Annotated in this window: 10 protein-coding genes; 5 read left to right on the top strand and 5 right to left on the bottom strand. The window is 68.3% G+C overall.

Going from position 1 to position 11,025, the window contains the following annotated elements:
* Positions 1 to 27: 27 nt before the first annotated feature.
* A complete protein-coding gene (locus tag Ari01nite_RS13650; RefSeq protein ID WP_203781577.1) occupies positions 28 to 807 on the bottom strand; it encodes a bestrophin-like domain in 780 nt (259 codons plus the stop codon).
* A gap of 144 nt (positions 808 to 951) precedes the next feature.
* Between Ari01nite_RS13650 and Ari01nite_RS13645 the strand changes: the two genes are divergently transcribed.
* From Ari01nite_RS13645 to Ari01nite_RS13630, 4 genes are all read left to right on the top strand, one after another.
* Complete coding sequence (locus Ari01nite_RS13645; RefSeq protein ID WP_203781576.1) at positions 952 to 1,662, top strand: hypothetical protein; 711 nt, start codon at positions 952 to 954, stop codon at positions 1,660 to 1,662.
* A gap of 59 nt (positions 1,663 to 1,721) precedes the next feature.
* Complete coding sequence (locus tag Ari01nite_RS13640; RefSeq protein WP_203781575.1) at positions 1,722 to 2,603, top strand: hypothetical protein; 882 nt, start codon at positions 1,722 to 1,724, stop codon at positions 2,601 to 2,603.
* A 233-nt stretch (positions 2,604 to 2,836) separates the two neighbouring features.
* Positions 2,837 to 3,940 carry a DUF1835 domain-containing protein gene (locus Ari01nite_RS13635; RefSeq protein ID WP_239162730.1) on the top strand — a complete coding sequence of 368 codons (1,104 nt, stop codon included), beginning with the start codon at positions 2,837 to 2,839 and terminating at the stop codon, positions 3,938 to 3,940.
* A gap of 350 nt (positions 3,941 to 4,290) precedes the next feature.
* The gene (locus Ari01nite_RS13630) at positions 4,291 to 4,929 is read left to right on the top strand and encodes a hypothetical protein (RefSeq protein ID WP_203781574.1); all 639 of its coding nucleotides are present in this window, start codon (positions 4,291 to 4,293) and stop codon (positions 4,927 to 4,929) included.
* A 104-nt stretch (positions 4,930 to 5,033) separates the two neighbouring features.
* Here the strand turns inward: Ari01nite_RS13630 and Ari01nite_RS13625 are convergent, their stop codons facing one another.
* The 4 genes from Ari01nite_RS13625 to Ari01nite_RS13610 all read right to left on the bottom strand — a co-directional run bounded on the left by Ari01nite_RS13625 (position 5,034) and on the right by Ari01nite_RS13610 (position 9,425).
* The gene (locus Ari01nite_RS13625; protein WP_239162729.1) at positions 5,034 to 5,255 is read right to left on the bottom strand and encodes a hypothetical protein; all 222 of its coding nucleotides are present in this window, start codon (positions 5,253 to 5,255) and stop codon (positions 5,034 to 5,036) included.
* Positions 5,256 to 6,069: 814 nt separating this feature from the next.
* Positions 6,070 to 8,007 (bottom strand): CotH kinase family protein, encoded by a 1,938-nt coding sequence (locus Ari01nite_RS13620; RefSeq protein ID WP_203781572.1) that lies wholly within the window; start codon positions 8,005 to 8,007, stop codon positions 6,070 to 6,072.
* A 12-nt stretch (positions 8,008 to 8,019) separates the two neighbouring features.
* A complete protein-coding gene (locus Ari01nite_RS13615; RefSeq protein WP_203781571.1) occupies positions 8,020 to 8,826 on the bottom strand; it encodes a polyphosphate polymerase domain-containing protein in 807 nt (268 codons plus the stop codon).
* Positions 8,823 to 9,425, bottom strand: coding sequence for a DUF4956 domain-containing protein (locus Ari01nite_RS13610; RefSeq protein ID WP_203781570.1), 603 nt, complete (start codon positions 9,423 to 9,425; stop codon positions 8,823 to 8,825). The genes Ari01nite_RS13615 and Ari01nite_RS13610 overlap by 4 nt, the downstream gene beginning before the upstream one ends.
* A gap of 282 nt (positions 9,426 to 9,707) precedes the next feature.
* Between Ari01nite_RS13610 and Ari01nite_RS13605 the strand changes: the two genes are divergently transcribed.
* Positions 9,708 to 11,009, top strand: coding sequence for an extracellular solute-binding protein (locus Ari01nite_RS13605; RefSeq protein WP_203781569.1), 1,302 nt, complete (start codon positions 9,708 to 9,710; stop codon positions 11,007 to 11,009).
* The last annotated feature ends 16 nt before the right edge of the window (positions 11,010 to 11,025 follow it).

Here is an 11,025-nt window from a genome sequence, read left to right as displayed (position 1 = left end):
ATTTGACCGAGCGGCAATCGATGACTGTCACCGCAACAGCATCGACACGGCGTTCAGGTAGCTGTCCGGGCCGACCCGGATGTCTCCGTAGAACGGGTAGTTCAATTCGGTCACCAGGAACAGGTTGATGCCGACGGTGGCCGTCACCCCGGTCAACAGGATCCGGCGCAGCGCGCCGTCGCGTACGCCACAGGTGAGGCACAGTGCCAGCACCACCACCGACCCGCCGAAGACGGCGACCCAGAGGACGCCCGGAAGTTGCTGGTCGTGGGCCAGCCGGACGGAGGCGATCCGCAACTCGCTCGCCCGCGCCAACCGGGCCAGGGCGTCATCGACGAAGGCGCGCTGCGCCTGCGTCTGTGGCTCGAGTTGCGCGACGGTCGCGACCAGCCCGTCGAGATCGCGGCCCACCAGCAGCTGGGACTCGCCGCGGATCCGGAGTGACCAGCGGTCCACGACGTCACGGTTGTACGCGATGACCTCGGACCGGATCCGTTCCTGAACCGCCGCTTCGCACACCCGGCTGCCCTCGGCGACCGCCACCAGGTTGGCCGCCTCGGCCTGGGTGGCTCGTTCCGCGTCGTCGAGCTTGCCCCACAAGGTGACCACGCACAGCCCGATCGCCACCGAATAAACGACCACCGCGGCCGAAAGCATCACACCGGCCGCATCATTGTGCTCGCCACGCTCCCAATTCGGGAACATCCGCCGCACCAGCATCTGCAGAATCAGCATGAGGGCCGGCAGTCCGACGAGGAAAATAAGTATGCTGAGCCATTCCGCCACGTTGAGCGCGAACCATCTCACCGAACGTGTCCTTTCCCGGTCTTATGGTGCGGTCAGCGTCAATCCTGGCGGCGCGGTCACCGCTGCGCCGGGTTTTGACCGCCAGGGCATTGATTCGCGCAAAGGCGACGGAACGGAACACCGTGCCCGGTACGGTCCAAGGCCGTGAGAGTGATGATGTCGTGCCGCACCGGCTCCGCCGACCGGGCGACGGTCGAAAAGGCACTCGCCGCAATGGGCTGGTGTCCGGACCACCCCGAGGATTCGCCGTACCTGCAGGACCGGCGGGCCGAAATCGTGGCCAGACTGCCCGACTCGGTGCGTGCCGAACTCATGACGCACAACCCGCTGCTCATCACCACGTTCCCCAACGTGTGGGGACTCGCCTCCTTCGATCGCCGCGGAGCACTGCTGTTGTGCCTCTTCGGCGATGACCTGGAGGCCCTCAAACAGCAGTCTGCGCACGCGGCGGCCTCCTTCCCGCGGACCTTCGAGCGGGTCGTGGCCGGACAACGATGCGAATTCGACCCGCACGTCGAGGTGCGGCGTTTCGACGGCAACGCCCTGGTCGCCCGTGGTGTCATCAGCAGCACCGGCCACGTCCGGTTCAGCACGTACGTCTGGAACGTTCGACGGCGCGAACGCGTCGTCCTGCTCGCCCTGGTCTGCCTCTGCATCCTGTCGACGATTGCCGCGTTTGTGCTCTACCTGCGTTTCGACGGCGGTGACTGGGAGTACGTCCGCGGCTATCTCGACCGGCTGTCCAGTGCGGTGCAGACCGCAACCGTCATCATGGCGGTAAATCTGGTCTTCGAATACCGGGACTGGAAGGGCGCCAAATCCGTCATCGAATGGAGCGGGCCGCCAGCCCTCTGAACCCGGCCGCTCCGATTGAGCTTCGCTGTCCCCGCATGTCGTGCACCTAGACTGCGGCAATGACGACGACTGCTGCCTCGTGGGCGGACGCCGAGGTCGCCGCCGTACGCGACAGCCCGCACGCTCGCCTCGCGCTCCACGACCGAACCTACAACGGCCCGACCGGCGTAGCCCCCCGGCATCTGCCCTACCGCCGGGCGGCGCGATCTTTCATCCGCTGGCAGCTACGCAGAGGCTTGCTCGAACCCACCGACAGCTCACGTCCCGGCAGCCCGTGGTGGCGTGCGGTCAACAAGGGACTGCTTCGCGACGGATGCGAGGCGATCGCGCTGCTCGCCGGGCACACCGGCCGCCCGTCGACTCCGGCGGTCCGCCACTGGCTCGACTTCGCCGAGCGGCCCACCGCGGTCACCTGGTACCGCGCGCACAACGCGAGCATCGTCGCCGGTTACCTGCGACACCGTGAACTCGCCCTGAACGAGACTGCGGCCGAGCGGTTCTTCATGAACGTCATCCTTCTGCGTGTCCTCTACGCGCACACGCTGAACGCCGCACCGCGGCTGTCGCTGAGCTGGCTCCGGCCGCTCGCCCCGCTCCTGGGCGATCCGAGGCTGGGCATGACCGGCATCTTCCTGCAACTGTCTCGCATACTCCCCGCGACATACCCGTTGACTGAGGACGTCGCGTACTACACCGGCAACGAACTCGGATTCGGGCGGCTACTCGACTACGGCGTGATACTCCCCCGCCTCCATCTCCTCTACGAGTGGTCGGCAGCAGAACTCGGAACGCCCGGCCTGCTCGAACTCATCCAGCACGGTTATCCCGCCTACGCCGGCTCCGGCTCCGGCGACACACGCGTCTGGATTGCGCAACCGTCATGGTCACTTCGCCTGACCCGGACCCTGCTTCCTGCTCCGCACCGCGACAACGATTCCTAGCACCGCGGGCGGAGTCCTGGTGATGCTTGGTGAGCTCGGTGCGGGCGTCTGCCGGCGGAACGGGTATCGTGACCGACGGCGTCCGTTCGCGCCCAACCTCCGGCGATCCGCCCCAGCCCGGGTCCCTGCAGGAGGCAAAGGGAGGTCCACCTCTCGGACGGGGTTACGTTGTCGATCGTGCGTCCGCTGCACCGGTCGCTGGGGGACCTGCCGTGGGCCGCGGGAGACGAACGATGACCAGTAAGGCCGACTTCAAACGGCGCGTGCGCGCCCGGATGGCCAAGACGGGCGAGTCCTACGCAACCGCCCGCAGTCATCTCCTCGCTGAGCAGCCGGGCCCGCCGGTCCCCGCCGACCACGCGATGCTGGCGGCTCTGCACGTGAGCAACGGCGACAGCACGGACCTGCCCGGGACCGGGCTCGCGTCCAGGGTGTTGTACTGGCGTGACTCGCTGCACGAGGGGCCGGTGCCGGCGGTGGATCCGGAGGAGCTCCGCCGGATCAGAGCCGCCTTTCTGCTCGGGGCGCAGGTGGACGACCGGGCGGAGGGTTCCGGCATGTTCGCCGAGCGGGACCGGACTTTGGCGGCCAACCGCGACGGCGAGTACGTGCTGTGGTTTGAGGCGGATCTGTACGACCAGCTCCAAATCATCCAGATCCTCGCCCGCCTCGCCGACCTCGGCGTTCCGGCCCGGCGCATCACCCTGATCTGCATCGGTGAACATCCCGGCATCGCCCGCTTCGGCGGTCTCGGCGAACTGACGGCCGGGCAACTGCGCGAACTGCCCGCCACGAACGCGTGCGCTCGGCTGACCCCCGAGGCGCTCCACCTCGCCACCGATGCCTGGGCCGCTTTCCGGGCGCCGACGCCAGACGGCCTGCCCGCCATCGCCCGCAGTCGCTCACGTGACCTGCGGTTCCTGGGCGAGGCGTTCGACCGGCTCAGCCGGGAGTACCCGTCGACCCGCGACGGGTTGTCGCTGACCGAGCGGCGGATACTGGCCGCGGTCGCCGACGGCGCAGGTGCGGCGGGCCCGGCGTTCGTCCGTGCCGCCGCGCGGGAAACCCGCCCATACCTGGGCGATACCTGGTCCTTTGCCATGATGGACCGGATGGCGCACGCTCGGATCCCGCTCCTGCACGCCGAGCCGGCGGACCGTCCGGTTGACCGCGAAACCAGCCTGCACCTGACCGGCATGGGAGCACGGGTGCTTGCCGGCGCGGCGGACCAGGTAGCGCTCAACGGCATCGACCGGTGGATCGGTGGGGTGCACCTGCGCGGGGACCACCTGCCCTGGCGCTGGAACGATGCGACCGAGACCATCACCCGCACCTGATAAGGGAGAGCCCGGCATTGATCCGGATGGCCCGGGGCCACGTAAAGCCAGGCATAGATGCCGGTGTTTACGGAAGGGTGGTCGCGTACGTGTCGTCGGCGTTCCCGGATCACCCGCCAGCCTCCGCCGCGCAGTATCGAAGGCTTCCACCGGCTCGGCCGGCGGTTCCGCGTCAACGCGTCGCGTACATCCAGCCGCATGACGACGAACCGCGGTTGGCGGCCGCAGCGCCGGGTGACGGCCCGGACCCATGGTCTGGTTCTCGCCCGGACATGTACGAGACAGATTGGTCGACTCTTCGACACCGGCGAGGACGGCGGCGAGGACGCACGAAATCCACCCTGATAGCGATGAGCGCGGTCTTGGCCGCCGTGGGCGGAGTCGTCGCCGTCAGTGCTGCCGAAGATCCGGCTACGGTGTCGGTCGCGGTCGATGCCGCGCTTCAGCGGGAAACGAGCGCCGCCAAGCGAGGGGAGGTACGCAGATCCCGGACACCGGCCGTGCCTTCCGAGTCGGACAGCCCGCCGGCGGAGGCGTCGCCCATTCCCCGGTCACCCAGGCCGTTGGCGGGCCTCAACCAGGCACAAATGAACAATGCCGCGGTGATCGTGCAGGTCGCTCAGCAACGTGGTCTTCCCCGCCGGGCGATGCTGGTGGCCATGATGACGGGACTACAGGAGTCCAGTCTGCGTAACCTGGCCAACCCGTCAGTTCCGGCTTCACTCGACCTGCCGAACGAGGGCAGCGGCGACGACTTCGACTCGATCGGCGTCTTCCAACAGCGGCCGAGTCAAGGTTGGGGCACCGCGGCGGAGCTGATGAGCGTGCGCTTTGCCGCGGATGCCTTCTACAAGCGGCTCCTCAAGGTTTCCGATTGGGAGTCCAAGAGCCTTGGCGCCGCGGCACAGGCCGTGCAACGGTCGGCAGTGCCGGACGCTTACGCGGACCACGAGAAACGAGCGATCAAGGTCCTCGACGCGTTGTTGTGAACCGGCTACACAGCCGACATCCGCACGGACACCCCTGCTACATCTCGCGGCCGGTCGAATGATGCTGCTGCTCAGCGGGTACTAGCGATCCGAACGTTCCGCCTTCAGCTCGCGAATATGGCACCAGGCGGAAACTCGCCGCGCTCTCGCCAGGCACCCTTGATCTTCGAGACGATGGCACCGACGGCGGCATCGACACGCCCGTCCTCCGGCTTGACGTCCCAGGTCTCCTTGTCGATGGTCAGTACGCGATCGAATTCCTCGTCGAAGCCGAACTCGTAGCGCACCGTGGTCGGAGTCTCCGCCACCTTGCGACCGGTCACCATCATCCCGAGCCTCGGCGAACTCGTGCTCCACCAGGACGATGTCCTCCGGCAAGGGCCGCCCGCCCCGCAGCCGCAGCCACGCCTCCGCCATCTCGGAGCTGGGATCGTATCTCCGATGGACAATCCCGCCTTCATAATCGGAAAGCGGATGCTCATCAAAGAAGATATGTTTTCGGACCCGGTTGATCTCGTCCACGGAGAAACCGGCCGAGCCGTCGGGGCGATCCGCCCGACGCAAAGAAGCAGCGATCAACTCCGCGTCCAGGTTTGCCCGAATGTCGTCGTACGCAGCTCCAGCCCATCGTTCCTGACGCTCGACGTCGAGAATGCTTCTCGGCCGAGTGGAATGACCGCCATGGAGAAGCTCCCCGCCGAGATCAGCCGACTGACGTCCATCGGCGACTTCCCGGGCACCCGCACCAGCTCGACCGGCACGGGAAATCTCCGCAATCACGTCGTGCGCGCGGGACACGTTTTCCGCCGCACGCACCCGCGGTGTTGGCGCGCCCTCAGCTCGCCCATGGGACCGATCGCCACCCCCAGGGTCCAAGGCGCAGGTCCTGCCTTTCGACCTCGCCGCTGCCACCGCCTACGCGGACGTGGTCGCCGCAGGGAAACAACCGCCTGACGCCACCAGCCCGACTGCCGTGACCGGTCTCGCGGTGGCTCGTTGCGGTGGCGGGCGGATCGCCGAGAACGCAGCGTGGGCGGACCGCCCAGCGCACCCACCGCACCGTGGGGTCTGGGGGTCGCTCCCAGGAAAGTACAGCGCCGCCGCCACCGCGGGACCTGATGGCGGCGGCGCAGACCCCCGTCACGTCGCGGTGCAGGTCACCGTCGGCGTTGCGTTCGTGCCGGTCTGGGTGCCCACGAAGCCGAACGTTGCGCTCGCCCCCGGAGCCAGCGAGCCGTTGTACGACTCACTGCGGGCGGTCACCGTCGGGCCGGACGTGGACACCGCGGCGTTCCAGGACTGGGTTACCTGCTGGCCGTTGGCGAAGGTCAAGGAGACCGCCCAGCCGTTGATGCGGGACGCGCCGGCCGTCACTCGGACCTCGGCCTGGAAGCCGCCCGCCCACTGGCCCGTCTGCGAGTACGCGGCCGTGCAACCTGCCGGGGAGGTGGTGGGAGGAGGGTTGGTGGGAGTGGTAGGGGTGGCCACCGTGCCACCCCAGGCGGCCGTTGAGTCCAGCCAGGTGGCCCGGTTGGTCATCCAGGTTCGCATCACCTGGAGCTGGCCGGCCCACGTCGGGCTCGTGTTCGTCACGAACGGGCCGATATTGCGGGTGGACAGGTTGGGCCAGCGCTGGAAGTTGCGCTGGGCCGCGGCGGTCAGCGGGGCCGACAGGGCGTCGATGCGGGCGTTCAGGGACGTCGTGGCCAGCACGCCCCGGCGCAGCTCCTGCCAGCGGGCCTTCAGGTCCTGCTGGAATGCCTGATCCGTCAGCAGGATCTGGAACCAGTCGTTGGCCTGCGGGTTGCGGGTCTGCTGGTGTTGCCAGCCGGAGGTCTGGTCGTTGCCGAAGAAGCCGCCGGTGCCGAAGGTCAGGTCGTAATCCCACAGCGGGCCCGCGGTGATCGGGCCCTCGCGGTCCTTGTAGAAGTACGTGCTGCGCAGGTAGGAGTCCATTTCGCGGCTCAGCTCGTTCAGGATGATCAGGTCCACCCAGGAGCGGACGTTGATCCAGCTGCGGTAGCCGGTCGTCGGGTTGTTGAAGCCCGGCGTGTGCAGGAGGTCGTGGAACTGCTGGAGGTACTGGGTCAGCCAGGCCTTCTGCTGCGCGTTCAGCGGGTCGGGGTCGGCCACCTCGAGGAAGTTCCAGCAGGTCGCGGCTGCGCCCGTACACGTCAACGTGGGTTCTTCGGCGGCCAGCCATTCGAACTTGAAGATGTACCCGCCGGTGATCTTGGGGAGGGTGGTGTCCTCCTCCTCCAGCTGCTTGAGGTCGAGGCGGTTCTTCGAGTTCTTGATGGTCTCGACCAGCATGTAGACGCCCTGGTAGTCGTTGGCGGCTACCGGGCCGCTGTCGACGTTCAGGTACAGCTCGACGAACCGGTACCGGGGCGCCACCATGCCCATCTCGCGGCCCAGGTCGTAGACGAGCGCCTCGCGGATCAGGGACTTGTCGCTGAACGGGCCGCGCAGCACCCAGTCCGAGTCGGCCGGCATGCCGAGCATCTCGTGGTCGGCGTCGTCGTCGGTGTGGTCGCGCAGTTCCAGGCGGTAGGGCGCCTTCTCGAACATCGCCGAGGACTGGCCGCGCAGGTGGATCCCGGCCCTGGTCGCCACGGTGGGTGCCGAGGAGAGAGAGGTACGCCCGCCGGCCGTGTCGAACAGCATGGCGGCCGTGTCCACGTACTCGCGACCGGGTTTGCCCTTCCCGTAGTCGTCGAGCAGCAGCAGCGGCAGGTCGTGTTGCGCGTCGAAGTTCCGGGCCACGTACAGACCGGTCCCGCCCACACCGGTTGCCGTGCCGTTCACGTACGCCTGCGCCCTGATCTGGGTTGTTGCGGTGAGCGACAGGGCCGCCCCGGAGTAGAGCGTCGAGCTGGCCGTGGGTGCGGTGCCGTTGGTGGTGTAGCGGATCTGCGCGCCGGCGATCGCGGTGGACAGCGACACCGCGACGGAGCCCTGGAACGTCCCGCTCGGCACCGAGAACACGATGTCGCCCGGTTCGGCGGCCGCGGCCGGCGCTGGAGCGGCGAGCAGGCACACGGCGAGCAAAACGCCGGCCCATCTTCTAAAACCCATGAACAAGCTCCTCTACGCGGTGAAGTGCCGCCGGAGCAGCCGCCGCCAGGGTGCGGCCGGCAAGTCGCCGCGCAGCGCGGCGAGTCCGGTGGCGTACTTGGAAATGGCGACCGGCCGGTGCCCGCGGCTCCACAGCAGGCGGTCGGCCACCGAGGCGGCCGAGCCGGTCTTGGTCTCGACGACGGCGGTGCCGGGAATCCGCAGATGCGCGGCACCGGTCGGCGAGGAAGGGGCCGGCGAGGAAAGGGCCGGCGAGGAAAGGGCCGGCGAGGAAAGGGCCGTCCAGGACAGGTCGGTGTCGACGGTGACCCGGCTGTCCGACTGTGGCAGGAGCAGAGTGCAGCGCAGGTACGCCGTGGTCAGCGTCGGCCGCAGCGGCGGACGGCGACCGAGCCCGTGCCGGGTGAGGATCTCGTCGACGAACGCGGTGCCGCCGTCGACGCTGTCCCGCTCGCCGTGCTCGTACGGCACCCGGTATTTGACCGTGCTCCCCCGCGGGCCGGGCACCTTGACCTCCAGAACACAAAGACCCGAGTCCACGTACGTCCTTGTCCTGATCTTGAATCTGCGGCGGTGCCGGTGTGCGGTCCGCCGGTAGCTGATCAGCTCGGGCGTGTCGAAATAGATGGACTCGTACGTGAAATGGCGGCACCCCTCGATGTCGAGCACCCGGCTCGTCGGTGCCAACGTCGCCAGCAGCTCACCGGCATCCTCGACCGGCAGCACGTACTTGCGGTCGACGCGGCTCTGCAGTGCGGCCCGTTCCTCGAGTTCGGCAAGTCCGACGGCGGGCAGGTGCGCCAGGATCGGGAACGTCATGAGCGCGGCATGGCGAACTCGGGCTGCCGGACCGCGGCGGTGCGGCGCCGCGGTGTCTCGGTCCAGCGCACGTCCACCACGGTGGACTCGTTGATCAGGTCGATCCGCAGCAGCCGCGCCGAGTGCACCCGCCCGCCCATCAGCTGTTCCAGCCGCGCGACGAGTTCGGCCCGGTCGCTGACCGCCGCGTCCAGCACCACGATCTGCTGCTGGAACCGCCCCAGCAGCCGGCCGTGGTCCACGATCGTCATGACCACCAGGATCAGCGCCATCAGCCCGAGGTTGCGCCAGATCGAGGCGGTCTGCAGTGCACCGAGCAGACCCAGGGCAAGAGCGGAGAAGAAGTACGCGACCTCGTGCTGGTCCAGCTCGGTCGAGCGCAACCGGATGATCGACAGAACGCCGAACAGCGCCAGCCCCAGTCCGAGCCCGGTGCCGGTGTTGCTGGTAGCGAGCGCACTGGCCACCGCCAGCACCCCGATGTTGACGGCGAAATAAGCCACTACCAGATCCCGGCGCCGGTGCCGGGGGAAGTAAAGCCCCATCACCAGAACGGTGACGGCAACCACCTCGGCCCCGAGCAAGACGTACTCGGACATGCCCGACCTCCCACCAAAACTTCCGGAAAGTGACCGCAACTTGTCTGGAAGGTTAAGGGCACCCTTCGAAGAGTGTCAATGTCTTCCGATAAGGCCAGCGGTGCAGCAGGGATCGATATGCATGACCACCTGCAAAGACGTGTGCTGCAACATCCGAAACTTTCGGATATGAGGAGGATTCGCGGACCGTCCGGATTCATGCCTGCGGGGTGATGCCGGGGCCGGGCAACGCCGTTGAAGCTGGACTCGAGGCTCCCACCGGGCCGAGGAGGTACGACCAGCATGGATGTCACCACCTACCGGCCCCGGCGGGCTGCCGCCGCAACGGTCCTCGCCCTGTCCGCCGCGCTGCTGTCGGCCTGCGGTGACGACTCCGGGCCGCCGACGATCACCTGGTACATCAATCCCGACAACGGCGGCCAGGCGCGGCTGGCGCAGCAGTGCGCGGCGGCCGCGGCCGGCAGCTATCAGGTCGACGTCCAGGTGCTGCCCAACGACGCGTCCCAGCAGCGCGAGCAGCTGGTCCGGCGGCTCGCGGCGCAGGACAGCTCCATCGACGTGATGAGCCTCGACCCGCCGTTCGTGGCGGAGTTCGCCAACGCCGGATTCCTGCGCCCGTTCGACGCCGCCGACGCGACGGCCCTGACCCAGGGCGTGCTGGACGGGCCGCTGAAGACCGCGTACTGGAAAGACCAGCTCGTCGCGGCGCCGTTCTGGGCCAACACCCAGCTGCTGTGGTACCGCAAGTCCGTCGCCCAGGCGGCCGGCGTAGACCCGGCCGCCGGCACCTTCACCTGGGACGAAATGATCAAGGCGGCGGAGGCGCAGCGCAAGGTGATCGGCGTGCAGGCCAACCGCTACGAGGGCTACATGGTCTGGATCAACGCGCTGGTGGTGTCCGCGGGCGGCGAGATCATCACCGACGTGGAGGCGGGGAAGAACGCCAAGCCCGCGATCAACTCGCCCGCCGGCAACGAGGCGGCCCGCATCATCGGCGGCCTCGCGCGATCGCCGGCCGCACCGCCGGCCATGTCCACCGCGGGCGAGGAGGAGGCGCGCTCGGCCTTCCAGGGCCAGTCCGGCGGCTTCATGGTCAACTGGCCGTACGTGTACAGCGCGGCCAAGGAGTCGGTGGCCGACGGCGCCATCACCCAGCAGGTGTTCGACGACATCGCCTGGGCGCGGTTCCCCCGGGTCGACGCCGGCACGCCGAGCAAGCCACCGCTGGGCGGCATCAACCTGACCGTCGGCGCCTACACGAAGTACCCCGAGCAGGCGCTCGACCTGGTCCGGTGCGCGACCTCGCTGCCCAACAACATCGTCTACATGCTCGACTCGGGCAACCCGGCGGCACGCGGGGCGGCGTACGACGACGCGAAGGTGCGCGAGGCGTACCCGATGGCGTCGGTGATCCGCGAGTCGATCGACGAGGCCGGACCGCGGCCGATCACGCCCTACTACAACGACGTCTCGACCTCGGTGCAGATCACCTGGCACCCGGCCACCGGCGTGACCTCGCCGGCGACGCCCGAGGAGTCCGCGACCTTCATGTCCGACGTCCTGCACGGTGAGCGGCTTCTGTGAGCTGAGAGGGCAGCCG

It is taken from the genome of Paractinoplanes rishiriensis (genome assembly GCF_016862375.1).
GTDB classification, from domain to species: Bacteria; Actinomycetota; Actinomycetes; order Mycobacteriales; family Micromonosporaceae; genus Actinoplanes; species Actinoplanes rishiriensis.
The sequence above is the reverse complement of the archived record's forward strand: the minus strand, read 5'-3'. Positions and strand labels throughout refer to the sequence as shown.